Source organism: Acidimangrovimonas sediminis (assembly GCF_002871005.1).
GTDB classification, from domain to species: Bacteria; Pseudomonadota; Alphaproteobacteria; order Rhodobacterales; family Rhodobacteraceae; genus Acidimangrovimonas; species Acidimangrovimonas sediminis.
This window is the reverse complement of the sequence record NZ_PHSN01000001.1, coordinates 381,230-404,061: the sequence shown is the minus strand read 5'-3', so window position 1 is coordinate 404,061 and position 22,832 is coordinate 381,230. Positions and strand designations below refer to the sequence as shown.

The following is a 22,832-nucleotide window of genomic DNA, read 5'->3' as shown; positions in this document are numbered from 1 at the left end:
CCCCGAAAGCGGCGCGGTGGGATCCGCGCGTCGTCTGAAGCTGTCCGTCCCTTGTGTGGCATCGCCGGCCGGTTGGCAAGGCGCGGCATGTGCGCGGCCGCCACCTAGATCGCCGCCGAGGCCACCATTGATACCGGGAACGGGTGGTTCAGGGCGCGACCTGCCGCAGACCGCTGCCCGCGCGTCCCGCCCAGACCAGCAGCACCGCCGCGATCGCCAGAAGCGCCGCCGCCACCGGCACGAGCTGATATCCCAGCCCGAGCGCGAGGACACCGCCGCCGACCCCGGCCCCCAGCGCATTGCCAAGGTTGAACGCCCCGATGTTGAGCGACGAGGCAAGCGCGGGCGCATCCTCGGCCGCCTGCATCACCCGGGTCTGGATCGGCGCGACGATGGCAAAGGCCGTGACGCCCCACAGGAAAGCCCCCGCGGCCGTACCGACACGGGTTTGCAAAAGCAGCGGCAGCGCGAACAGCATCACCGCCTCGAGCGCGAGGAACAGCACCGTCGCGCCGTCGAGCGACCAGGACGCAAGCTTGCCGCCCAACCAGTTCCCGACGGTGAAGCCGAGGCCCACGAGGATCAGCGCAACGGTCACGAAATTGTCCGAGGCGCCGGTGATCCGCTCCATCGCGGCGACGAGGTAGGTGTAGAGGGTGAACATCGCGCCCGCCCCCATCACCGTCGTCCCCATCGCGAGAAGGACATTGCCGCGGCCGATCACGCGCAGTTCGCTTCGCAGGTCCGGGCGGCCGCTCTTCTCTCCGCGCGGCAGGGCGAGGACGAGCGCCACGATGGTCACGATCCCCAGCGCCGCCGTTCCGGCAAAGGCGCTGCGCCAGCCGACGTGCTCGCCGATCCAGGTGGCCATGGGCACGCCACCGACATTGGCGATGGTCAGCCCCATGAACATGGTCGACACCGCGGCGGCACGCTTTTCCGGCGGGGCGAGGCGCATCGCGACGATGGAGCCGAGGCCGAAGAAGGCGCCATGGCAGAAGCTGGTCACGACACGCGCCACCATCAGCAGCGCGTAATCCGGCGCCACCGCCGACATCAGATTGCCCAGCGTGAAGATCCCCATCAGCAGCATCAGCGCCTTCGGACGCCTGAGGTGGCTGAGCGCCATGGTCATGATCGGCGCGCCGACCATGACGCCGATGGCATAGGCGCTGATCAGCAGGCCGGCCGTCGGGATCGACACGTCGACCCCCCGGGCGATGGTCGGCAGAAGGCCCATGGGGGCGAATTCGGTCGTGCCGATGCCGAAGGCACCGACGGCCAGGGCAAGCAGCGCCCAGCGGGCGGCGGCAGCGTCGGGAGCCGTCTCGGGGCGTCCATTGGTCATGCAGAGGTCCTCTTCCGGCGCAATGTCCTCAGCGCCGTCCCCGGCGCACGAACGGAAGGAACTGTGCCGCGGGCCAACGCCCGCCAGTGGCGGTTTGCGCATACCCGTTACCCGCTGGCGGGCAGGCTGTACCTGCCTCCCTGCCTATCCTTGCCCGCCGCGGGGCCGATCAGGCAGAGCCGCGGCGGATGATCCGGTAGCCGAGGTCGATGACCGTCTCGCCGGGATCGTTGCCTTCCAGCCGGGCCCGCAGCGCGGTGGCGGCCCTGCGCCCCAGCTCGGCCCGGTCGACGCGAACCGTGGTCAGGGGCGGCTCGACCATCGCGGCGAAGTCCTGGTCGCCGAAGCCCACGACGGCGAGGTCCCCGGGCACCGCGATGCCACGCACCTGTGCCTCGCTGACGACGCCATGCGCCAGCAGGTCGGAACTGCAGAACACCACGCCACGCCCGAAACCGTGGACCTCCAGCGCCTCGACCAGCGCGGCGCGGCCGGCGGCAAGGCTGGCCGCGCCGGGGCAATCTACCGCGACGGGCGTCGTGCCCCCCGCCTGCACGAAGCTTTCGGCGAAGGCGTCGCGGCGGCGGCGCGCGCGCTCGTCGTTGGCGGTGACGGTGACGGCGCGGTCATGGCCCAGTTCGCGCACGAAGCGGGCCACCGCCCGGCCGGCCTCGACATGGGAGAAGCCTACGCAGAAGTCGATCGGCGTGTCGGTGATGTCCCAGACCTCGACCACGGGAATACCCGAACCGATCAGCATCTTGCGGGCTTGCGGCGAATGGCGGGTTCCGGTCAGCAGCATCGCGTCGGGACGTCGCGACAGGTGGGCGGCGATCAGCGCCTCTTCCTCCTCCGCATCGAAACCGGTCTCGGACAGCAGGATCTGGTAGCCCCACTCGCGCATCACCCGGCTGAACGACTGGATCAGCGAGGAATAGACGATGTTGGTGATCGAGGGCACCAGCGCGGTGATCAGGTTCGACCGGCTCGACGCCAGCGCACCGGCCACGGCATTCGGCACGAAGCCCGTCGCGCGGATCGCCTGCCGGATCTTCTCAAGCGTCTCGGGCGACACCCGCGAGGGATCGCTGAGCGCGCGCGACACGGTGGCCTGCGAAACCCCGGCGATGCGGCCGACCGTGGTCATGGTGACAGCGCCGCCGCCGCGGCTGCCCGCTCCGCGCGCCCGTGTCCCCCGCTTTCGTGTCGTGCCGTTCTCGTGCTCCATCGCACCGCTTGTCCCGCGTTGCCCGGCGCCGCGCAAGACCCCGCGCGCCGCCGGGCGCTTGCCCTGCCACTACGTTCCCCGATCAGCTTCCGATGGCTCCTCGGTCACCCCTCGTCAAGGCGCCGGTGCCGGCGCGACATCCAGACCGACGTGGCAACCGAGCCCGCGATCAGCAGCCAGAGCACCACTGCGATCCAGCTCTTGGTGAAGAAGATCGTCAGCGTGCCGAAGCTTTCCAGCGTCTTGACGAAATAGACCTCGGCCGAGGGGCCCAGGATGAAGCCGATGATGAAGGGCGCGACCTCCAGCCCGACCTTGCCCATCAGCCAGCCGCCGATGCCGAAGATCAGAAGCGTCCAGACATCGAACATGATGCCGTAGTTGATCGTATAGGCCCCGATCACGCACATCATCAGGATGATCGGAAAAAGGATGTGCTTGGGGATCGTCACCGCCAGCGCAAGCCATCGGATCGCGAGGTACATCACAACGAACATCGCGACATTGGCGATCAACATGGCGACGATCATCGCGTTCCAGGTCTCGGTATTGCCCGAGATGAACAGCGGCCCCACCTGCACGCCCTGCAAGGTGAACGCCCCGATCAGCAGCGCCGTCGTGCTGTCCCCCGGGATCCCCAGCGACAGAAGCGGCACCAGCGCGCCGCCGGTCAACCCGTTGTTGCCCGATTCAGACGCGATGATGCCCGCGGGCTCTCCCTTGCCGAAGCGTTCGGGGTGACGCGAGAAGGTCTTGGCGTTGGTATAGCTCAGGATCGAGGCGGCCGAGCCGCCGACGCCCGGCAGGATCCCCACGAAGGTGCCGATGAGGGAGGATCGGACGAGGTTCACGATCTGCCCGCCGAAGACGGAGAACGAGAACCGCGAATGCGCCCCCACCTTGATGTCCTTCATCGACTGCCCCTTGGGAACGCCCAGCTCGGCCTCCTCGAGGATCGCGGCGAGGCCGAAGAGCCCGATCAGCACCGGCAGGAGCGAGAACCCGTCCTGCAGCCAGTATTCCGTGCCAGGGGGGATCAGCCGCTCCTTCCCGTTGCCGCCGTTCGACACGTCGTAGGTACCGATCAGGCTTATGAAGATCCCCAGCACGCCAGAGAAGATGCCCAGCAGCATGTCCTTCGACAGCGCCGCCATCACGGTCAGCGCGAAGAGGATGATCAGGAACTTCTCGACATAAGAGAAGTCGATCGCGAAATCCGCGAGCAGCGGGGCGAAGAGCACCAGCACCGCAAGGCTGATCAGCCCGCCCACGACGGAAGAGACGATGCCGATCCTCAGCGCCCGCTCCCCCTCGCCGCGCTTGGCCATGGGGTAGCCGTCGAAGGTGGTGGTGATGGAGCTTGGCGTGCCCGGGATGCCCAGCAGGATCGCCGGCACCAGCCCGCCGGAAATGCCGCCGACATAGAGCCCCAGAAGAAGCCCCAGACCGTTGTTGAGACCCAGCGAATAGGTCAGCGGCAGGCAGACGGCGACCGCCATCGTCGCGGTCAGCCCGGGGATAGAGCCGAAGACGATGCCGATCACCGTGCCCGAGACGATGAGGGTCAGGAACAGCGGGGTGACGAAGGACAGAAGATCCATGAGGGCCTCAGGGCAGCGTCAGGAAGAAGAGATCGGCGAAGACCCACCAGACCAGCGTGGGCGCGACCAGCGCCGCCACGGTCAGCCCGATCATGTTGCCCGGGCGACGGTCGTGCAGGAAAAGGACACCGCAGAGAAAGACGAAGGGGATCGAGGTGAGCAGGAACCCCATGCCGGTGTTGGGCCAGAGGTTGCCCACCGGCTGCATCGTCGAGAAATAGACCAGCGTCAGCCCGATCGCGCCGAAGAAGCGCATCTTGTCCATGCGCCCGGCGATGGCGCGCCAATGCGCCCCGGCCCCGGCAATCCGGTGCCGGTGGGTGATCGCGATGGCGATGCCCAGCACCGCGAGCACGCAGGCGATGATCGTCGGAAAGATCAGCTGCGACGTGGCGAAATTGATATGGACCTTGAACAGGTCGGCCATGCACCCCTCCCCCGGAAGCTGGCGGCCGGGACGGGGAAGCGGCCCGAAAGGCGCCCCTGCCCGGCGATCGTGGTGGCCGGGCCCGGCCCCGGTCGGCCGGACCCGCGGGTTCTGCCGGGCCTAGCTCCGGATGTCCTTGATCACCTTGGCGTAGGTGTCGGCCTTGTCCTTGAGATGGGCCAGCGCCTGATCCGTCGGCAGGTAGTTCGGGATGAAGAACGCTGCCTTCTGGCGCTTCTGGATCTCGCCCTTCTTGAACACCGCAGCCAGCCCCTGGTTCACCGTCTCGATGATCGCCGGATCCATCTTCTTGTTGAACATGAAGAAGAATTCCTTGTCGAAGGTGAAATCCTTCTTGCCGTCCAGCGTGACCGAGGTCTCGGGCGAGGCGTATTTCAGCAGGTCGTCGCGGGTGGTCTTGCCCATGCCCTTCTCGGGCGCCTGCTCCAGCGTCTTTTGCCGCGCGGTGATCCAGATGAAGCGCATCGCCTTCTTGTCCGAGGCGTCGAGCTGCGTGAACTGCTCGTTGGCCTGGATCGAGCCGTTGATGACATCGGCCAGATCGTCCCACAGCGCCTGGTTCTTGTCGGATTGAGAGCCGGTGTTGACCGCGACAAGGTTCTTCTCGGACCCGGGGTGCATCACCTTGGCCGCATTCTTCATCGCCGAAAAGCCGATCTCGCTGACGCCGCCGGGCTGAATCGCGACGCGGATCCGCTTGCCGTCGGCGGCCGCCTTGAACACGTCGCCCATGGTCTTGTAGGGCGAGTTCTTGGCCACGAGATAGGCGTTGCCCGGGTTGATCGCGACGGTCGGCCCGATCGCGTAGGTCTTGAACGGGTCGACATAGCCGGTGCGGCCGTAGAGCCAGCCCAGATAGCTCTGATCGTGGAAGATCATCATCGTGGTGCCGCGGCTGTCGCGCTCCAGCGCCTTGAAGGCCTGGGTCGCGCCGACCGCGTCGACCTTGATGTTGATATCCAGCTCCTTGGCCAGCGCATCCGCCACGATGGCCGAGTTCTGGTAAGTGTCGCCACCGGTCGATTTCGACCCGATCACCAGCCGCACGTTGCGTGGCAGCTTACCGGCCGCCAGCGCGCCCAGCGGCCGCGTCGCAAGCGCCGCACCGGCGGTCGCCAGAAGGGTTCTGCGCGTGAAATTCATCCGATCCTCCCGTGTCATGCCACGTCGTGCGCGGCCTTTGCGGCGCCGCCAAACCTCCTCCGGCCGCACCATTCCGCCCGCCAATGCAAGCGCATTCATAATAGTCAGCATGGACTCAGCGCCCCTGTCAAGCACCCATGTTGGATTGATTTATGGTTGAGTGAATCCCGAAAGCCGCGTTGACACGTGCATTTGCATACGCATACATTACAACGAAGAAGTGAGGAGGATTTCCATGACCGAGCCGCCCCGCAAGCACCCTGCGGAATTGCGCTCCGCGCGCTGGTTCTCGCCCGACGACCTGCGCAGTTTCGGGCACCGCTCGCGCATGATGCAGCTGGGCTATGCCGAGGAGGAATTCCGCGACAAGCCGGTGATTGGCATCCTCAGCACCTGGTCGGAGCTGAACTCCTGCCATTCGCACTTTCCCGAGCGGGTGAAGGACGTGAAGCGCGGGATCGCCCAGGCCGGCGGCTTCCCGGTCGAGATGCCCACCCTCTCGGTCGACGAAAGCTTCACCAAGCCGACCTCGATGCTCTACCGCAACATGCTGGCGATGGAGACGGAAGAGATGATCCGCTCCCACCCGCTGGACGGCGTGGTGCTGATGGGCGGCTGCGACAAGACCACCCCCGGCCTCGTGATGGGGGCGATCAGCGCGGGCGTGCCGATGATCTACCTTCCCGCCGGCCCGATGCTGCGCGGGAACTACGCCGGGCGCATCCTCGGCTCCGGTTCGGACGCGTGGAAATATTGGGACGAACGCCGCGCCGGCAACATCACCGACGAGGAGTGGCTGGGCGTGCAGGGCGGCATCGCGCGCTCGGCCGGCACCTGCATGACGATGGGCACGGCCTCCACCATGATGGCGATCACCGACGCGCTGGGGCTCACACTGCCCGGCGCCTCGTCGATCCCCGCGGTGGATTCGGGGCACCAGCGCATGTCCTCGGCCTGCGGTCGGCGGATCGTCGAGATGGTGTGGGAGGATCTGACACCGGCGAGGATCGTCACCGAAGCCGCGGTGCGCAACGCGGCGATCGTGGCCATGGCGACGGGCTGTTCCACCAACGCCGTCGTCCACCTGATCGCCATGGCGCGGCGCGCGGGGATCCCCCTCGACCTCGACGCGCTGGATGCGCTGGGGCGCGAGACGCCACTGATCGCCAATGTCCGCCCCTCCGGAAAGGACTACCTGATGGAGGATTTCTTCTACGCGGGCGGCCTGCGCGCGCTGATGAAACAGATCGAGGACCGGCTGGATACCGGCTGCCTGACGGTCACCGGCAAGACGCTGGGCGTGAACCTCGAGGGCGCCGAGGTCTACAACGACGACGTGATCCGCCCTCTGTCGAACCCGGTCTACCACGAGGGGTCGCTTGCCGTGCTGCGCGGCAACCTCTGCCCGGACGGTGCGATCATCAAGCCTGCCGCCTGCGACCCGAAGTACTATACCCACGAGGGGCCCGCGCTGGTCTTCGACAGCTACCCCGAGATGAAGAAGGCGGTGGATGACGAGACGCTGGAGGTCACCCCCGACCACGTCATGGTCTTGCGCAACGCGGGACCGCTGGGGGGGCCGGGCATGCCGGAATGGGGCATGCTGCCGATCCCCAAGGCGCTGATCAAGCAGGGGCACCGCGACATGCTGCGCATCTCCGACGCGCGAATGTCGGGGACCTCCTACGGCGCCTGCGTCCTGCACGTGGCGCCCGAAAGCTTCGCGGGCGGGCCGCTCGCGCTGCTGAAGACCGGGGATATCGTGCGTCTCGACCTTGGCGCGCGACGCCTCGACATGCTGGTGGATGACGCCGAGATCGCGGCGCGCAAGGCCGCCTGGACCCCGCCGCCGGCCCGGTTCGAACGCGGCTGGGGCTGGATGTATTCGCGCCACGTCACCCAGGCCGACCAGGGCTGCGACTTCGACTTCCTGCAATCCGATTTCGGCCGCACGGCGGGCGAACCCGATATCTTCTGAGGCCCCCATGACCCATGATCTCGACGCGGCCCTCGCCGGTATCTCCGGCATCCTCGTGACCCCCTATGACGCGGGCGGCAAGGTCGCCCCCGACCGCCTTTCCCCGATCCTCGACAGGGCATTGGCGGCCGGGCTGCACATGCCGGTGGTCAACGGCAACACCGGCGAATTCTACGGCCTGACGACCGACGAGGCCTGCCTCATGGTGCGCGAGGTGGCGCAGCTGGTGGGCGACCGCGCGCCCCTTCTGGCCGGGGTCGGCAAATCCATCGGCGATGCCTGCCGGCTGGCCGAGGAGAGTGCGAAGGCCGGGGCCACCGCCCTCATGGTGCACCAGCCGCCTGACCCCTTCGTCTCGCCCCGCGGCACGGTCGACTATGTGCGGCAGGTGGCCGAGGCCGGCGGCGGGCTGCCGCTGATGCTGTACCTCCGGAATGACGCGATCGGCACCGACGGGATCCGCGCGCTGTGCGAGATCCCGGGCGTGAAGGGCGTGAAATGGGCGACGCCGAACCCGATGAAGCTTGCGGCCGCCATCGCCGCCTGCGATCCGTCGATCACCTGGGTCGGCGGCCTCGCCGAGGTCTGGGCGCCCAGCTTCTACGCCGTGGGCGCGCGGGGCTTCACCTCGGGGCTGATCAACGTCTGGCCCGAACGCTCGCTTGCCATCCACGCCGCCCTCGAGGCGGGGGACTACCCGCGCGCCAATGCCCTGATCGCGGAGATGAAGCCGTTCGAGGATATCCGGGCGGAGGAGCTTGGCGGCACCAACGTGACCGGGGTGAAGGCCGCGCTGATCGCCACCGGGCACGATTGCGGGCCGACGCGGCCGCCCTCGGCCTGGCCCCTGACGGACAGCCAGCAGGCCCGGATGACGGCGTTCCTCAAGGCCAGCAGGCTGGCCTGAACGCCCGGGGAACTTCGCGATCACATGACCAGGGGCACCCTGTGCCCCGGATTGCCCGAGGAGGAGGCATCATGAACGAGGACACACGCGAGAAGCTGATGGGGGTGTCGGTCGCGACCCTGGCCACGGCACTTTACAAACGCGGATTGCGCAATCAGGTGATCCAGGACGTCCACCCGGTGGGCGCCAAGGGCCGCAACATGGTGGGCCCGGCCTTCACCCTGCGCTACATGCCCGCGCGCGAGGACCGCAACCAGCTGTCCGAGTTCCGCAACCCCGACCACCCCCAGCGCAAGGCGATCGAGACCTGCCCGCCGGGCCACGTGCTGGTGATGGACAGCCGCAAGGATGCCCGCGCGGCCTCGGCCGGCGACATCCTGATCACCCGGCTGATGGTGCGCGGCGGCGCGGGCGTGGTGACGGATGGCGGCTTTCGCGATGCGGCGACGATCGCCGATCTGGACATCCCCGCCTACCACCACCGCCCCTCCTCGCCCACCAACCTGACGATCAACGAGGCGATCGAGATCAACGGCCCGATCGGCTGTGGCGATGCACCGGTCTTCCCGGGCGACGTCATCGTGGGCGACGACGATTGCGTCATCGTCATCCCCGCCCATCTGGCCGACGAAGTCGCCCGCGAGGCGGTGGAGATGAGCGCCTACGAGGATTTCGTGGTCGAGCAGGTGAAGGCGGGGGCGACGATCATCGGCCTCTACCCCCGCACGAAGGACGAACACCTCGCGACCTTCAACGCCTGGCGCGAGAAGACCGGGCGCTGAGGCGCCCCTCCTCAGCCGGCTGCTCACCACGCTGCATGCGCCGTGCCCTGACACCCGGCGCCCTGACACCCGGCGCCCTGACACCCGGCGCCTCGTAGGGTGCGTTTGAACGCGCCCTACCCCTGACCCGACGCTGCCACCTGCCTGCCCCCGAAGACGACGATTGACAGGCCGCCGCATGGGCCTATGCTCACCCCCACGTCAGGGGAGTCCCGCCAAGGGGACTGAGAGGCTGACAGGGGGAAACCCCGGTGACGCGACCCTTCGAACCTGACCCAGTTGATACTGGCGTAGGAAGACCGAAGGGTATCCCCCCCAACCATCGACATGGGGGCCCTTTCGGGCCAATGGGCCCTTTTCCCTTTCACCGGGCGGGCCCCTGCGGCCCCTTTCTGCCTCCGTTTCACACTCGGGTCTTTTCGCGAGAGGAGACCAGAATGAACCGTGTCGTTCCACAGATCACCACCACCCCGCTCAGCGCCTCGCGCAAGATCTATGCCGAGGGCGCGCTGCACCCCCTTCGCGTGCCGATGCGCGAGATCACCCTGACCGATGAGGCGCCCTTGCGCGTCTATGACAGCTCCGGCCCCTATACCGACCCCGACGCAAAGATCGAGATCGCCAAGGGCCTGCCCGAGGTGCGCGGCGGCTGGCTGCAATCCCGCGGCGCGGTCGAGGCCTACACGGGCCGCACCGTCACCGCCGCCGACAACGGCTTTGCCGAGGGCGGCCGTCTGACCCCCGCCTTCCCCGTCCGCCGCGATCCCCTGCGCGCGACCGGCGGGCAGGCAGTGACGCAGCTCGCCTTCGCCCGCGCGGGCATCGTGACGCCGGAGATGGAATTCGTGGCGATCCGCGAGAACGAGGGGCGGAAGGCCGCCCACACCCGCGACGGCGACCCGATGGGCGCCGACCTGCCCGACCTCGTGACCCCGGAATTCGTGCGCGACGAGATCGCGGCGGGCCGCGCCATCATCCCCGCCAACATCAACCACCGGGAGCTTGAGCCGATGATCATCGGCCGCAACTTCCTGGTGAAGATCAACGCCAATATCGGCAATTCGGCCGTCACCTCCTCGATGGAGGAGGAGGTCGAAAAGATGGTCTGGGCGATCCGCTGGGGCGCCGACACGGTGATGGACCTGTCGACCGGCCGCAACATCCACAACATCCGCGACTGGATCCTGCGCAACGCCCCCGTTCCGATCGGCACCGTCCCGCTCTATCAGGCCTTGGAAAAGGTCGGCGGCGTGGCCGAGGACCTGACGTGGGAGATCTTCCGCGACACGCTGATCGAGCAGGCCGAACAGGGCGTGGATTACTTCACCATCCACGCGGGCGTCAGGCTGCACATGATCCCGATGACGGCCAAGCGCGTCACCGGCATCGTGTCGCGCGGCGGGTCGATCATGGCCAAATGGTGCCTGCACCATCACCGCGAAAGCTTCCTATACGAGCATTTCGACGAGATCTGCGACATTTGCCGCACCTATGACGTGTCCTTCAGCCTTGGCGACGGCCTGCGCCCCGGTTCCATCGCCGACGCCAACGATGAGGCACAGTTCGCCGAGCTGCACACCTTGGGCGAGCTGACGAAAATCGCCTGGGCCAAGGATTGCCAGGTGATGATCGAAGGGCCTGGCCATGTGCCGATGCACAAGATCAAGGCCAACATGGACGAGCAGTTGAAACACTGCCACGAGGCGCCGTTCTACACCCTCGGGCCGCTGACCACCGACATCGCGCCGGGCTACGATCACATCACCAGCGCCATCGGCGCGGCGATGATCGGTTGGTTCGGCACCGCGATGCTTTGCTACGTCACGCCCAAGGAACACCTTGGCCTGCCGGACCGCGACGACGTGAAGACCGGGGTGATCACCTACAAGCTGGCCGCCCATGCCGCCGACCTTGCCAAGGGGCACCCCGGCGCGCAGGCCCGCGACGACGCGATCAGCCGGGCGCGGTTCGACTTCCGCTGGGAGGATCAGTTCAACCTCGGCCTCGATCCCGACACCGCGCGCGAGATGCATGACGAGACGATGCCGAAGGAGGCGCACAAGCTGGCGCATTTCTGTTCGATGTGCGGGCCCAAGTTCTGTTCGATGAAGATCAGCCACGACATCCGGGCCGAGGCGGAAAAACGCGACGGGATGGAGAAGATGGCCGAGAAGTACCGCGACGGCGGCGATCTCTACATGCCGGCCGAAGAGGTGGAGGGGTGACATCCGCCGCCGACTTCCCACCGGACTTCCCACCGGACTTCTCGGTCCTCGGTGCGGGCGTGGCGGGGCTTTGCACCGCCACGGCCCTGGCCGAGCGCGGGGCGCGGGTCGAGCTGATCGACACCGACCCCGCGCCGCGCGGTGCCTCTTGGTACGCGGGCGGCATGCTCGCGCCTTTCTGCGAGGGCGAGGCCGCGCCCGAGGCGGTGGTGCAGGCCGGGCAGCTGGCCTGCGACTGGTGGGCGGCACGGGTGCCGGGCGTCGCGCGGCGCGGCACGCTGGTCGTCGCCCCGCCCCGCGACCGGGCGGAGCTTGACCGCTATGCCCGGGCCACGCGGGCGCATGAGCGCGTCGACCCCGGCGCGCTGGAACCCGCGCTGGCGGGGCGCTTCGCCACCGGCCTGCATTTCCCGACCGAGGCGCACCTCGACCCCCGCGCCGCGCGCCGCGCGCTGGCGGACCGCCTGCGCGGGCTGGGGGCCGCGCTGCACTTCGGCGCCGCCACCGAGCCGCGAGGCAGAATCGTCGATTGCAGGGGCCTTGCCGCCCGCGACCGTCTGCCCGACCTGCGCGCCGTCCGAGGCGAGATGCTGATCGTCGAGGCGCCCGACGTGACCCTGACCCGCCCGGTCCGCCTGCTGCATCCGCGCTTTCCCTGCTACGTCGTGCCCCGCGCCGACCACCGCTTCATGATCGGCGCGACGATGGTGGAGAGCGACCTGACCGGCCCGGTCACCGCCCGCGCGATGATGGAACTGCTGTCGGCCGCCTACACGCTGCACCCGGCCTTCGCCGAAGCGCAGGTGATCGAGACCGGCGCGGGCCTGCGCCCGGCACTGCCCGACAACCTGCCCCGGGTGATCGAACGGGGCGACCGTGTCTTCGTCGCCGGCCTCCACCGCCACGGTTTCCTGATGTCGCCGCACCTGGCCGAAACCGCGGCGGCCATCCTGACCAAGGAGAATGCCCATGCAGATCCTGCTTAACGGCGCCCCTGTCGAGACCGCCGCCCGAACCCTGGCCGATCTGGTCGAGGAACGCGCGCTCGACGCCACCTCGGTCGCCACCGCCCTCGACGCCGAATTCGTCCCGCGCGCCCTGCGCCCCGCGACCAGCCTGACCGAAGGCGCCCGGGTCGAGATCGTGGCGCCGATGCAGGGGGGCTGAGCCATGTTCTACGGCACCGACCTGACCAGCCGCCTGATGCTGGGCACGGCGCAATACCCCTCTCCCGCCGTGCTGGCCGAGGCGATCGCCGCCTCGGGCACGCAGGTGATCACCGTGAGCCTGCGGCGCGAAGGCCCGGGTGGCGCGGGTTTTCGCGACCTCGTCGCCGCCTCGGGCTGCCGGGTGCTGCCCAACACCGCCGGCTGCCACAGCGTCTCCGAGGCGGTCACCACCGCCCGCATGGCGCGCGAGGTCTTCGCCACCGACTGGATCAAGCTGGAGGTGATCGGCCATGCGGACACGCTTCAGCCCGATCCCTTCGCCACGGTCGAGGCCGCGAGGATCCTGTGCGACGAGGGGTTCGAGGTGTTTCCCTACACCACCGACGACCTGATCGTCGGCGAGAAGCTGATCGAGGCCGGGTGCAGGGTGCTGATGCCCTGGGGCGCGCCGATCGGCTCCGGTCAGGGGCTGAGCGATGTCGGGGCGCTGCGCCGGATGCGGGCGCATTTCGACGGCGTGCCGCTGGTGATCGACGCGGGGCTGGGCGCGCCGAGCGAGGCGGCGCGGGCGATGGAACTGGGCTTCGACGCCGTTCTCCTGAACACTGCCGTGGCGCGCGCGGGCGATCCGGTGGCCATGGCCCGGGCCTTCGGGCAGGCGGTGGCGGCAGGGCGCGCGGCCCATGGCGCGGGGCTGATGGAGCCGCGCGACATGGCCGCCCCCTCGACCCCGGTCTTCGGGCTGGCGGTGCTGTGATGCTCGATCCGTTCTACCTGATCACCGCCACGGCGGCGCGCCTCGAACGCCTCGTCCCGCAGGGCGTGCGGCTGGTGCAACTGCGCGCCAAGGATCTCTCGCCCGATGCCCTGCGGGCCGAGGCCATCCGCGCGCAGGCCTGCTGCGCCCGCCATGGTGCGCAGCTGATCCTCAACGATCACTGGGAACTGGCGCTGGATCTGGGCATCGACTTCGTCCACCTCGGGCAGGAGGACCTCGACCGTGCCGATCTTGCCGCGCTCAAACGGGCGGGCGTGCGCTACGGTCTGTCGACCCACGACCATGCCGAACTGGACCGCGCGCTGGCCTGCGCCCCCGCCTATATCGCGCTCGGGCCGATCTACCCGACGCTTCTGAAGAAGATGAAATGGGCCGAGCAGGGGCTTGCGCGAGTCACCGAATGGAGGCGGCTGGCGGGCAGTGTGCCGCTGGTGGCGATCGGCGGGCTGACGCCCGACCGCGTGGCGGGCGTGCTGGCCGCAGGCGCCGACAGCGCCGCCGTGGTCACCGATATCCAGCAGGCCGCCGACCCCGCGGCCCGCTGCCGCGAATGGCTGGCTGTCACCGCCGCCACCTCCGCCGCCGCCGGGAGGGGCGCGCCATGAGCCGCTATGACCGCCAGGCGATCCTGCCGGAGGTTGGCGCGGACGGGCAGGCCCGGCTGGCGGCGGCGCATGTGCTGGTGGTCGGCGCCGGCGGGCTGGGCGCGACCGTGCTGCCCGCGCTGGCCGGTGCCGGGATCGGCCGGATCCGGATCCTCGACCCCGACCGGGTGGAGGAGAGCAACCTTCACCGTCAGACGCTCTACCGCATGGACGACCTGGGCCAGCACAAGGCCGACTGCGCCGCGCGGGAGCTGACACGGCTGAACCCCGCCTGCCGGGTCGAGCCGGTTGCCGCGCGGCTGACCGCCGGCACCGCCGCCGCCATGCTCGATGGCGTCGGGCTGGTGATCGACGCGGCCGACAGCTTTGCCGTGACCTACATCCTGTCGGATCTCTGCCGCGACCGCCGGATCCCCCTGATCGCGGCCTCGGTGCTGGGGCGCGCGGGGCATGCGGGGGGCTTCTGCGGCACCGCGCCCAGCTATCGCGCGCTGTTCCCGGACCTGCCGAGCAGCGCGGCAAGCTGTGCGACGGCGGGGGTGATGGGGCCCGCGGTGGCGGCGGTGGGCGCGCTGCAGGCGCAGATGGCGCTCGGGGTGCTGCTGGGGCATGCGCCCTCCCCCCTCGGGCAATGCGTGACGCTGGACCTCGCGCAGTGGCGCTTTGCCAGCTTCCGCTTCGACGGCGCGCCGGAGCCGGGGGCCGGGTCCTTCCCGTTCCTGTCGCCCGACGCGCTGGCCTCCGGCGACACCGTGGTCGAACTGCGCGACACCTGCGAGGCCCCGGTTCCCGTGGTGCCCGGTGCGCTGCGCCTGTCGCCCGGGCAGGTGACGGGCTGGCAGCCACCGCCCGGTCGGGTCGTGCTGTGCTGCCGCTCGGGCGTGCGGGCCTGGCGCGCGGCGCAAGTGCTTGCCGCGCGGGGGCATGGTGCGCTCGCCGTCCTCGCGGAGGCGGGATGAACCTGCCCGCGCTTCTCCTGATCGGCGGCATGGACAGCAGCGGCGGCGCGGGGATCGTGCGCGACACGGTGACGGTTGCGCGGTTCGGGCTGACGCCGCGGGTCGTCGTGACCGCCGTCACGGCCCAGACCGATGCGGCGGTCGAAGACCTGCACCCGGTGCCCGCCGCCAGCGTCGCCGCCCAGATGCAGGCCACGACCCGGGGCACGGTCGGTGCCGTCAAGATCGGGATGCTGGGCCGCGCGGGTATCGTACGCGCGGTTGCCGCCGCCCTGCCCTCGGCGCCCCTTGTCCTCGACCCCGTGCTGGCCGCCAGCTCGGGCCGCGCGCTGCTCGATCCCCAGGGGGTCGCGGCGCTGATCGCGGAGCTTCTGCCGCGCGTCACGCTCCTGACACCGAACCTGCCAGAACTTGACCGGCTGGGCCACGCGCTGGGGCTGCCCGAGGGGGTGGACGAGGGCGCGAAGGCCGCGGCCTGCCTCGACCGCGGCTGCGGGGCGGTTCTGGTCAAGGGCGGGCACGGGACCGATCCCGCGCGGTGCGAGGACCGGCTCTACCGCCCGGGCACCGCCCCGCAGGTCTTTTCCGCGCCGCGCCAGCCGGTCGCCCTGCGTGGCACGGGCTGCCACCTTGCCAGCGCCATCGCTGCGGGATTGTGCCACGGGGCGGATCTGGCGGAGGCCATTATCCGGGCCAGGGAAGACCTGGCCCGGCGGTTCGCTTCTGCCCCGCCGCGGTGCGATGCGCCCTAGTTCGTCGCGGCGTCCAGCGCCGCGGGGGCCATGTAGGCCGCGACCTCCGCCCGGGTCAGCGGCTTGGCGCGGACCACGCCCTGCTTCAGGATCCAGTTCGATTCCGACAGGATCAGATCGGTCAGCCCGTCGTCGAGGGTCAGCCCGATGTCGACATCCTTCCACATCGCGGCCAGCGCATCGGGCGACATCGCCCCGTTCATGTCTTTCGCGACGGCGGCCATCGCAGCCTTGGGATCGGCGGCCACGTCACGGTCGGCGCGCTTCAGCGCCGCCATGAAGGCCTTGAGGTCCGCCGCCCGCTTGCCGGTCATCGCAGGCGTCGCGGCCAGGATGAAATGCACCTTGTAGCCTGGCACGCGCAATTCCTCGTAATTCGCGCCCAGCGTCTTCTTCGCCGCACCGTAGAACGTCGGGAACGGCGCGATCGCATCCACATCGCCGCGCGACACGGCGGGCACGAGGTCGGAGGGTGCGGCCGAGACGATGGTCGCCTTCACCCCGGCCTCCGCCAGCGCGGTGTCGAGGAAGTAGTGCACGTTGGTGCCGATCGTCGTGCCGATCTTGCGCCCCGCCAGATCCGAGACGCCGGTCAGCGGCCCGGCCTTCCTGTTGCCGATGATGCGCGAGCCGGTGAAGCGCGCCAGATCGCCCACGATGACGAATTTCTGCTTCATCAGCGCGCCGGTGGCGGCGGGAAACTCGGCCATGAAGGCCACGTCGACCTGCCCGCCCAGAAGCGCCTCGAACCCGGCGCGGCCGGAGTTGAAGGGCACGATCTTCACGTCGAGGCCCGCGTCCTTGAAGTACCCCTTCTCGAGGGCGACATCGACCTGCGGCGTCTGGGGGTTCGGGCTCCACGCAAAGACCAGCTGGCCGGCATGCGCCAGCGCCGGGGCGAGCGCGAGCATGGCGCCCAACGCGAGATGTCTCAGAAGGCTCATCGTCTCTCTCCTGTCGGTCTAGTGGATTGCGGCCAGCACGCCCTCGGGGCGCAGGAGGCCAAGGATTTCTTCACGGATGTCGAGCAGTTCCGACCCCGAGCGGTTGAACGCGCGCGGCCGGGGCTGCGGCAGGTGATACTGGCGGATCAGGCGGCCGGGCGCCTGACTCATCACGTGCACGTCGTCGGCCAGCAGCAGCGCCTCGTCGACGTCATGGGTGACGAACAGGACGGTCGCGCGGTGCTTCTGCCAGACCCCCATCAGCAGGTCGTGCATCCCCAGCCGGGTCTGCGCATCCAGCGCGCCGAAGGGTTCATCCATCAGAAGAACCTTGGGCCCGCAGGCGAAGGTGCGGGCGATGGCCACGCGCTGCTTCATTCCGCCCGAAAGCTGCTGCGGAAACTTGCCCGCATGGGCGCCGAGGCCCACCTCGGCCAGGGCGGCATGGGCGCGCTCGATCTCCTGCGCCCTGGGCAGGCCGAACCGGCGCAGCGCGAAACGCACGTTGCCGAGCGCGGTGAACCACGGGAACAGCGCGTATTGCTGGAAGATGACGCCCACCTTGGCCGAGGGGCCGGTGACTTCGGCCCCGTCGATGGTGATGGCGCCGCCGCTGGGGGCCACGAAGCCGCCGATCGCGTTCATCAGCGTGGACTTGCCACAGCCCGAGGGGCCGATCAGCGCGGTGAAGGTGCCGGGCCTCAGCCGCAGCGTGGTCCGGTCGAGGGCGGTCACCGGACCGTCCTTGCCCTTGAAGCGGATCGCGACGTCGTCGACGCGCACATCGCCTTCTGCGGTCATCCGGGTCATGCGTCCTATCCCTGTTGCCAATGGACGAGCTTGCGCCCGATCTGGTGCACGACCATGTCCACCGACGCGCCGAGCGCACCGAGGATGATCAGCAGCGAGAACATGCGATCGGTGCGGATGTACTGCCGCGCCTCCTGCAGCCGGTAGCCAAGGCCTGAGGACGCCCCCGACAGTTCCGCCGCAACGAGGCTGAGGAAGGCCAGCGCGACGCCCAGCCGCAGACCCGCGAAGATGTAGGGGGCGGCGGCGGGGATGATCACCGTCAGGAACTCGCGCCGGCGCGAGGCGCCGAGGCTGCGCGAGGCCCGCAAATAGATCTCGGGCACGTATTCCATGCCGTGGTGGGTGTTGAACCAGACCGTCAGGAACACGGTGTAGGAGATTACGAAGTACTTCGACCCCTCGCCGATCCCGAACCACACGATCGCCACCGGCACCAGCGCGATCGCCGGGATCGGCCGCAGCAGCGACAGGAACGGGCCAAGAAGCGTGCGGATCAGCGCGATCCGCCCGGTCATCAGCCCCAGCGCAACCCCCAGCGTGGCGCCGATGGCGAAGCCGATCGCCGCACGGCTGAGTGAGACGGCGAGGTCCCCCGCCAGGGTGCCCATCTGCCACATCTCGACCGTCGCGTTCCAGACCGTCCAGGGCGCGGGAAAAATGGTTTCGGGCACCAGTTGCGCGGCCCCAACCCCCGACCAGATCGCCAGCACGAAGACGAAGGAGATCAGCGGCCGCACCACCCGGGCCGAGCCCGCCAGCAGGCCGAGCGGCATGACGCGCGCCCCCCGGCGGGGCACGGCGGGAGGATCGCCAAGATCGCTCACAGCCATGACACCTGCTCCGCCCGGTACCGATGCGCCCGGAAGCACGAATTGTGCGCGCCCAGGATGAAGCGGTTCAGCGGCGCGGGGTATTCGTCGAAATCCGGGATCACGTATTCCCACACGGTCTCGCCCGCGGGCGTCACCTCGAACAACCGCCCGAAGGCGCTTTCGCAGATCAGCGTGTTGCCGTTCCAGAGCCGCTGGCAGCTGCCCATGTAGGGCGAGAAGAAGGTGGGCGGCATCGGGTCGGTATAGGACCAGACCACCTGCCCCGTCTTCGGGTCGAACTCCAGCGCGCGACTGAAGGGAGAGGTCGACCCCTGCCTGAGGTTGCCGTTGTCGAAGACGAGGATCGAACCGCCCTCCATCTCCATCGGGGTGTGCTGCTGGGCCACCACGTCGGGGCCGACGTGCCAGACGACGCGACCAGTTGCACGGTCCACCGCGATCACGCCGGAGGTGGTGCGCAGGCTCATCAGGATCAGCCCGTCGCGGGTCACCGACAGGCCGTTGATCATCGGCCAGTGACGGCGGTCGAAGATCGGATGGATGGGGAAATCCGCCGGGTCCAGATGCTCCCACGCGCGCCATTCCCAGACGGTTTCGCCCTTGCGGTTCACCTCGCGCACGATGTCGGACTGGATGACCCCGTCGGCGCCGTCCTTGCGCGGGTCGCCCCCGGTCACGCGGGTCGCCCGCTCTGCCGGCATCGGCGCAGCGGCGGTGTAGAGGAGGTTGCCGTTCGCCAGCCATTGCGCGTCGTGATGGTGATGGATGTCCTCGTGACGCCAGACGATCTCACCCTCCGGCGTCGCCTCGTAGAAATCGCCGCCGTGCCAGAGATCCCACGCCGGGTAGAGCGCGGCCGAGGTCGCGTGACTGCCGTTGTAACCGAGGTTGCCGTTGGGCAGGATCACCGCGTCGCGGCCCGCGCGCACCGGCATCTGCCATTGATGCGCCACCCGTCCCTCGATATCGACGAGGTCGACCCGCCCCGCGGCCGTCTGGCCCGCGAAGAGGGTGAAGCCCCCCGCCGTCCGCTGCGGGCTCAGCGCCGTCAGCCCGGTGCGGCGGCGCCGCAAGGTGATCTGGTCGGGCAATGTCGTGGCGGCCCTGTCGAGGATGGTCGCGGTCATGGCCTCTCCTTTCCCTGCGACGTTCCCGGCGCCCGGCGCCGCTTCCTGTCGCGTTAAAACGTTTTAATGACCATATGCGCTTGCTCGCCTGTCGTTAAAACGTTTTAATCAAAAGGGGGCAGCAAGTTCCCACCGGCGCCCGCCGGGCAGGCGCAGTTTCGGCGGAAATGCACAGAAAATGGACGCAAGAAGAATGGATGATCCGGAAAAGCCGGGCGGACGGCGGGCGACGGTGGTCGATGTGGCGCGACTCGCCGGTGTGTCGGCGGGCACGGTGTCGAACGCGATCAACGGCAAGCGCCGCGTCGATGCTGAGACCCGCGCCCGCATCGACGCGGCGATCCGCGAGCTGGGCTACCGTCCCAACATGGCGGCGCGCGGCATGCGCACGGGACGTGCCAACACCATCGCGCTGTTCTCCTCGATGTCGACGGCGGTGGCCGCCGGCCCCTCGAAGCTGGGCTTCATGATGGAGATCGCGGGGGCGGCGGCGCTCACCGCGCTTACCCGCGACGTGGCGCTGGTCCTCGTGCCACCGATCGCCGACCCGGAGGCGGCGCTGCGGGCGGTTCCCCTCGACGGCGCGCTGCTGGTCGAGCCGGCGCGGGACGATCCCTTCCTGCCGCTTCTCTCGGCGCGGGCGATCCCCACCGTGGCGATCGGTGCGGCGCACGGGCAGGTCGCGGCCCATGTCGATCTGCACTACCCCGAGACGGCCGACCTCCTGATTGCCCACCTGCTGGACAGCGGCGCCCGGCGCTTTCCGCTGATGATCGGCACCAGCGCACGGCGCTACTACGAGGCCTTCGAAGAGCGCTACCGCGCCCGCGCCGCCGAAATCGGCATGCCGCCCCATGTGCTGCGCGTCGACGAGACCCGGGGCGAAGCCGCCGCGGCCGAGGCGCTGACCGCACATCTCGCGGCCCACCCAGATCTCAACGGCGTGCTGGTGCCGGTCGACGCCCAGGCCACCGGTGCGATGATGGCGCTGCAGACGGCCGGGCGCGACGTGCCGCGCACTGTCCGGGTCGCGACGCGCTACGACGGGCTTCGCGCCCGCTCCGCCACCCCGCCCTTGACCGCGGTCGACCTTGACCTCGACGCGGTCGCTCGTGCCGCAACCGGTGCGCTTCTCGACCTCATCGACGGGCTGCCGGTGTCCCCCGTGATCCCCAGTCCGGCGCCAAGGCTGATCGCCCGGGCCTCCACCGGTCCCACACCGTGACCCCGCCCGGGTTCCCTCGCGCAGAGCGGGAGACGCCCGACGCGTTCCTTCCGCCGGATAAATGACGGGGGCCGGCTTTGGCCCGCCCCCCGGTCACGGTGACATCGTCAGGGCGCGTGCGCCCCCTTCCCGTCAGTCCTTGGCGCGCTCGACGTAGGTGTTGTCGGCGGTGTTGATCACCACGCGGGTGCCCACGTCGATATGCGGCGGCACCATCACCCGCACGCCGATGTTGGTCTGCGCGGGCTTGTAGCTCGACGATGCGGTCTGCCCCTTCACCACCGGCTCCGTCTCCACGATCTCCACCGTCACCTTCTGCGGCAGCTCGATCGCAATCGGGCGGCCCTCGTAGGTCTGCAGGAAGACCTTCATCCCCGGCTCCAGGTAGGCCTTGGAATCGCCCACCACTTCCTCGGTGGCCACCGTCTGGTCGTAGGTCTCGGGGTTCATGAAGTGGAACCCCTCGCCGTCGTCATAGAGGAAATCCCACTCCCGCTCGTCGACGTTGGCGCGCTCCACCTGCTCGGTGGTCTTCCAGCGCTCGGTCGTCTTCACCCCGTCGGCGATGCCGCGCATGTCGACCGAGGTCGTGGGCGTGCCCTTGCCGGGGTGGAAGTTTTCGGCCTTGAGAACGACGTAGAGCTTGCCGTTCATTTCCACGACGTTGCCCTTGCGGAGCGAAGAGGCGATGACTTTCATCTCTGGTGTCCTTGCAGATCTTGCAGATGGAGGGTGCGCGGCTTATGCGCCTTTGGCCCCGGCCCTAGCCGAGTTCGCCAGCAATTTCCAGTGGAGAGGTGCCTTGCCATGACCGAGAGCCCGTGGTGGTCCCCCGCGCGCCACGCCGACCGCCGGCCCATGTTGATGGCGCGCAACCGCGCCCAGGCGGCGATCCGTGCGCTTCTCGGGGCGCAGGACTTCGTCGAGATCGACCCGCCCGCGCTGGTCCCCAGCCCGGGGAACGAGACCCACCTGCACGCCTTCGCGACCGAGATGATCGGGAATGACGGCGCGGGGCAGCGGATGTACCTGCACACATCGCCCGAATTCGCGATGAAGAAGCTGCTGGCGGCGGGCGAGACGCGGATCTTCTCTTTCGCCCATGTCTGGCGCAACCGCGAGCGCGGGCCGCGCCATTCGCCCGAATTCACGCTGCTGGAATGGTACCGGGCGGGCGAAGCCTACAGCGTGCTGATGAACGATGTCGCCGCCATGGCCCGCGCCGCCTGCAAGGCCGCGGGCACGCCCCTGTTGCGCTTCGGCGCACTGTCCTGCGACCCGTTCGAGGCGTTCGAGCGGCTTTCGGTGGCCGAGGCCTTCCGCCGCCATGCCGGCCTCGACCTGCTGTCGACGCTTGCCGCCGACGGCACGACCGACGCCGCCGCCCTGGCCCGTCAGGCCGCGGCCGCGGGGGTGCGGACGGCGGCGGACGACAGCTGGTCCGACATCTTCTCGCGCGTGCTGTCGGAACGGGTGGAACCCCACCTCGGTCACGGCCGGCTGACCATGCTCGACCGCTACCCCGTTGCCGAGGCGGCGCTTGCGCGGGTCTGCCCCGACGACCCGCGCGAGGCCGAGCGGTTCGAGGTCTACGCCTGCGGAGTGGAGCTGGCGAACGGCTTCGGAGAACTGACCGACGCCGCCGAGCAGCGCCGCCGCTTCGAGGCCGAGATGGACGAGAAGGAACGGATCTACGGCGAACGCTACCCGCTGGACGAGGATTTCCTCGCGGCGCTGGCCCGGATGCCCCCGGCCTCGGGCATCGCTCTGGGTTTCGACCGGCTGGCGATGCTGGCCACCGCCGCACCGCGCATCGACGACGTGCTCTGGGTGCCCGTCTCCGGCGGCGCCTGACCGCTCCGCCCGCCCGGCCACGCCCCTGCCGCGCCCTCGTCGCACCAAAGCCATCGCCCCATGCCCCGCGGCACTTCCCCCGCAGGCAGACAGGCCCCTTCCCACTTTCTGTT

22 protein-coding genes and 1 pseudogene are annotated in these 22,832 nt (G+C 69.2%); 13 read left to right on the top strand and 10 right to left on the bottom strand.

The window, feature by feature from the left end; all coding sequences use genetic code 11:
* Window positions 1–148 precede the first annotated feature (148 nt).
* From CVV76_RS01805 to CVV76_RS01785, 5 genes are all read right to left on the bottom strand, one after another.
* The gene (locus CVV76_RS01805; RefSeq protein WP_102222892.1) at window positions 149–1,348 is read right to left on the bottom strand and encodes an MFS transporter; all 1,200 of its coding nucleotides are present in this window, start codon (window positions 1,346–1,348) and stop codon (window positions 149–151) included.
* A 169-nt stretch (window positions 1,349–1,517) separates the two neighbouring features.
* A complete protein-coding gene (locus CVV76_RS01800) occupies window positions 1,518–2,495 on the bottom strand; it encodes a LacI family DNA-binding transcriptional regulator (protein ID WP_102222891.1) in 978 nt (325 codons plus the stop codon).
* 185 nt (window positions 2,496–2,680) lie between these two features.
* Window positions 2,681–4,177, bottom strand: a complete 1,497-nt coding sequence (locus CVV76_RS01795; RefSeq protein ID WP_102222890.1) for a tripartite tricarboxylate transporter permease — start codon at window positions 4,175–4,177, stop codon at window positions 2,681–2,683.
* Between the two features lie 7 nt (window positions 4,178–4,184).
* Window positions 4,185–4,604 (bottom strand): tripartite tricarboxylate transporter TctB family protein, encoded by a 420-nt coding sequence (locus CVV76_RS01790; RefSeq protein WP_102222889.1) that lies wholly within the window; start codon window positions 4,602–4,604, stop codon window positions 4,185–4,187.
* A 120-nt stretch (window positions 4,605–4,724) separates the two neighbouring features.
* Window positions 4,725–5,768 carry a type 2 periplasmic-binding domain-containing protein gene (locus tag CVV76_RS01785; RefSeq protein WP_102222888.1) on the bottom strand — a complete coding sequence of 348 codons (1,044 nt, stop codon included), beginning with the start codon at window positions 5,766–5,768 and terminating at the stop codon, window positions 4,725–4,727.
* A gap of 235 nt (window positions 5,769–6,003) precedes the next feature.
* Here CVV76_RS01785 and araD point away from each other — a divergent pair, with 235 nt between their 5' ends.
* The 10 genes from araD to thiD all read left to right on the top strand — a co-directional run bounded on the left by araD (window position 6,004) and on the right by thiD (window position 15,923).
* On the top strand, window positions 6,004–7,746 hold the full coding sequence (gene araD / locus CVV76_RS01780; RefSeq protein WP_102222887.1) for an L-arabinonate dehydratase: 1,743 nt from the start codon (window positions 6,004–6,006) through the stop codon (window positions 7,744–7,746).
* Between the two features lie 7 nt (window positions 7,747–7,753).
* The gene (locus CVV76_RS01775) at window positions 7,754–8,653 is read left to right on the top strand and encodes a dihydrodipicolinate synthase family protein (protein ID WP_102222886.1); all 900 of its coding nucleotides are present in this window, start codon (window positions 7,754–7,756) and stop codon (window positions 8,651–8,653) included.
* 71 nt (window positions 8,654–8,724) lie between these two features.
* Window positions 8,725–9,435 carry a ribonuclease activity regulator RraA gene (locus CVV76_RS01770; RefSeq protein WP_102222885.1) on the top strand — a complete coding sequence of 237 codons (711 nt, stop codon included), beginning with the start codon at window positions 8,725–8,727 and terminating at the stop codon, window positions 9,433–9,435.
* Between the two features lie 437 nt (window positions 9,436–9,872).
* Window positions 9,873–11,660, top strand: a complete 1,788-nt coding sequence (gene thiC, locus CVV76_RS01765) for a phosphomethylpyrimidine synthase ThiC (RefSeq protein ID WP_102222884.1) — start codon at window positions 9,873–9,875, stop codon at window positions 11,658–11,660.
* Window positions 11,657–12,646, top strand: coding sequence for an FAD-dependent oxidoreductase (locus CVV76_RS01760; protein ID WP_102222883.1), 990 nt, complete (start codon window positions 11,657–11,659; stop codon window positions 12,644–12,646). The genes thiC and CVV76_RS01760 overlap by 4 nt, the downstream gene beginning before the upstream one ends.
* The gene (thiS, locus tag CVV76_RS01755) at window positions 12,630–12,827 is read left to right on the top strand and encodes a sulfur carrier protein ThiS (RefSeq protein WP_102222882.1); all 198 of its coding nucleotides are present in this window, start codon (window positions 12,630–12,632) and stop codon (window positions 12,825–12,827) included. The genes CVV76_RS01760 and thiS overlap by 17 nt, the downstream gene beginning before the upstream one ends.
* Before the next feature lie 3 nt (window positions 12,828–12,830).
* A complete protein-coding gene (locus tag CVV76_RS01750) occupies window positions 12,831–13,586 on the top strand; it encodes a thiazole synthase (RefSeq protein ID WP_102222881.1) in 756 nt (251 codons plus the stop codon).
* Window positions 13,586–14,212 carry a thiamine phosphate synthase gene (locus CVV76_RS01745; RefSeq protein WP_102222880.1) on the top strand — a complete coding sequence of 209 codons (627 nt, stop codon included), beginning with the start codon at window positions 13,586–13,588 and terminating at the stop codon, window positions 14,210–14,212. The genes CVV76_RS01750 and CVV76_RS01745 overlap by 1 nt, the downstream gene beginning before the upstream one ends.
* Window positions 14,209–15,171, top strand: coding sequence for a HesA/MoeB/ThiF family protein (locus tag CVV76_RS01740; RefSeq protein WP_102222879.1), 963 nt, complete (start codon window positions 14,209–14,211; stop codon window positions 15,169–15,171). The genes CVV76_RS01745 and CVV76_RS01740 overlap by 4 nt, the downstream gene beginning before the upstream one ends.
* Window positions 15,168–15,923: a bifunctional hydroxymethylpyrimidine kinase/phosphomethylpyrimidine kinase gene (gene thiD, locus CVV76_RS01735; RefSeq protein ID WP_102222878.1), complete on the top strand. Its 756-nt coding sequence runs from the start codon at window positions 15,168–15,170 to the stop codon at window positions 15,921–15,923. The genes CVV76_RS01740 and thiD overlap by 4 nt, the downstream gene beginning before the upstream one ends.
* Here thiD and CVV76_RS01730 read toward each other — a convergent pair.
* The 4 genes from CVV76_RS01730 to CVV76_RS01715 are packed head-to-tail and all read right to left on the bottom strand — an operon-like array spanning window position 15,920 to window position 19,640.
* Window positions 15,920–16,867, bottom strand: a complete 948-nt coding sequence (locus CVV76_RS01730; protein WP_102222877.1) for an ABC transporter substrate-binding protein — start codon at window positions 16,865–16,867, stop codon at window positions 15,920–15,922. The genes thiD and CVV76_RS01730 overlap by 4 nt on opposite strands.
* 18 nt (window positions 16,868–16,885) lie before the next feature.
* Window positions 16,886–17,677: an ABC transporter ATP-binding protein gene (locus CVV76_RS01725; protein ID WP_102222876.1), complete on the bottom strand. Its 792-nt coding sequence runs from the start codon at window positions 17,675–17,677 to the stop codon at window positions 16,886–16,888.
* Window positions 17,678–17,682: 5 nt separating this feature from the next.
* The gene (locus CVV76_RS01720) at window positions 17,683–18,510 is read right to left on the bottom strand and encodes an ABC transporter permease (RefSeq protein WP_102222875.1); all 828 of its coding nucleotides are present in this window, start codon (window positions 18,508–18,510) and stop codon (window positions 17,683–17,685) included.
* Window positions 18,501–19,640, bottom strand: coding sequence for an aryl-sulfate sulfotransferase (locus tag CVV76_RS01715; protein ID WP_102222874.1), 1,140 nt, complete (start codon window positions 19,638–19,640; stop codon window positions 18,501–18,503). The genes CVV76_RS01720 and CVV76_RS01715 overlap by 10 nt, the downstream gene beginning before the upstream one ends.
* A gap of 178 nt (window positions 19,641–19,818) precedes the next feature.
* On the opposite strand from CVV76_RS01715, the pseudogene CVV76_RS25665 reads away from it, so the two are divergent.
* Window positions 19,819–19,995, top strand: a pseudogene (locus CVV76_RS25665) (LacI family DNA-binding transcriptional regulator); the annotation flags it as partial.
* A 69-nt stretch (window positions 19,996–20,064) separates the two neighbouring features.
* Window positions 20,065–20,865: a substrate-binding domain-containing protein gene (locus CVV76_RS01710; RefSeq protein WP_408607870.1), complete on the top strand. Its 801-nt coding sequence runs from the start codon at window positions 20,065–20,067 to the stop codon at window positions 20,863–20,865.
* A 132-nt stretch (window positions 20,866–20,997) separates the two neighbouring features.
* Here CVV76_RS01710 and efp read toward each other — a convergent pair whose 3' ends face one another.
* Complete coding sequence (efp, locus tag CVV76_RS01705) at window positions 20,998–21,564, bottom strand: elongation factor P (RefSeq protein WP_102222872.1); 567 nt, start codon at window positions 21,562–21,564, stop codon at window positions 20,998–21,000.
* A gap of 108 nt (window positions 21,565–21,672) precedes the next feature.
* Here efp and epmA point away from each other — a divergent pair, with 108 nt between their 5' ends.
* Window positions 21,673–22,719: an EF-P lysine aminoacylase EpmA gene (epmA, locus tag CVV76_RS01700; RefSeq protein WP_102222871.1), complete on the top strand. Its 1,047-nt coding sequence runs from the start codon at window positions 21,673–21,675 to the stop codon at window positions 22,717–22,719.
* Window positions 22,720–22,832 lie beyond the last annotated feature (113 nt).

Bases quoted from the DNA above. Each gene is read 5' to 3' on its own strand.
- epmA (WP_102222871.1), top strand. From the start codon at position 21,673: ATGACCGAGAGCCCGTGGTGGTCCCCCGCGCGCCACGCCGACCGCCGG.
- thiS (WP_102222882.1), top strand. From the start codon at position 12,630: ATGCAGATCCTGCTTAACGGCGCCCCTGTCGAGACCGCCGCCCGAACC.
- CVV76_RS01725 (WP_102222876.1), bottom strand. From the start codon at position 17,677: ATGACCCGGATGACCGCAGAAGGCGATGTGCGCGTCGACGACGTCGCG.
- CVV76_RS01715 (WP_102222874.1), bottom strand. From the start codon at position 19,640: ATGACCGCGACCATCCTCGACAGGGCCGCCACGACATTGCCCGACCAG.
- CVV76_RS01770 (WP_102222885.1), top strand. From the start codon at position 8,725: ATGAACGAGGACACACGCGAGAAGCTGATGGGGGTGTCGGTCGCGACC.
- thiD (WP_102222878.1), top strand. From the start codon at position 15,168: ATGAACCTGCCCGCGCTTCTCCTGATCGGCGGCATGGACAGCAGCGGC.
- CVV76_RS01775 (WP_102222886.1), top strand. From the start codon at position 7,754: ATGACCCATGATCTCGACGCGGCCCTCGCCGGTATCTCCGGCATCCTC.
- efp (WP_102222872.1), bottom strand. From the start codon at position 21,564: ATGAAAGTCATCGCCTCTTCGCTCCGCAAGGGCAACGTCGTGGAAATG.
- CVV76_RS01710 (WP_408607870.1), top strand. From the start codon at position 20,065: ATGTCGACGGCGGTGGCCGCCGGCCCCTCGAAGCTGGGCTTCATGATG.
- CVV76_RS01805 (WP_102222892.1), bottom strand. From the start codon at position 1,348: ATGACCAATGGACGCCCCGAGACGGCTCCCGACGCTGCCGCCGCCCGC.
- CVV76_RS01720 (WP_102222875.1), bottom strand. From the start codon at position 18,510: ATGGCTGTGAGCGATCTTGGCGATCCTCCCGCCGTGCCCCGCCGGGGG.
- thiC (WP_102222884.1), top strand. From the start codon at position 9,873: ATGAACCGTGTCGTTCCACAGATCACCACCACCCCGCTCAGCGCCTCG.
- CVV76_RS01745 (WP_102222880.1), top strand. From the start codon at position 13,586: ATGCTCGATCCGTTCTACCTGATCACCGCCACGGCGGCGCGCCTCGAA.
- CVV76_RS01750 (WP_102222881.1), top strand. From the start codon at position 12,831: ATGTTCTACGGCACCGACCTGACCAGCCGCCTGATGCTGGGCACGGCG.
- CVV76_RS01785 (WP_102222888.1), bottom strand. From the start codon at position 5,768: ATGAATTTCACGCGCAGAACCCTTCTGGCGACCGCCGGTGCGGCGCTT.
- CVV76_RS01730 (WP_102222877.1), bottom strand. From the start codon at position 16,867: ATGAGCCTTCTGAGACATCTCGCGTTGGGCGCCATGCTCGCGCTCGCC.
- CVV76_RS01740 (WP_102222879.1), top strand. From the start codon at position 14,209: ATGAGCCGCTATGACCGCCAGGCGATCCTGCCGGAGGTTGGCGCGGAC.
- CVV76_RS01800 (WP_102222891.1), bottom strand. From the start codon at position 2,495: ATGACCACGGTCGGCCGCATCGCCGGGGTTTCGCAGGCCACCGTGTCG.
- araD (WP_102222887.1), top strand. From the start codon at position 6,004: ATGACCGAGCCGCCCCGCAAGCACCCTGCGGAATTGCGCTCCGCGCGC.
- CVV76_RS01795 (WP_102222890.1), bottom strand. From the start codon at position 4,177: ATGGATCTTCTGTCCTTCGTCACCCCGCTGTTCCTGACCCTCATCGTC.
- CVV76_RS01790 (WP_102222889.1), bottom strand. From the start codon at position 4,604: ATGGCCGACCTGTTCAAGGTCCATATCAATTTCGCCACGTCGCAGCTG.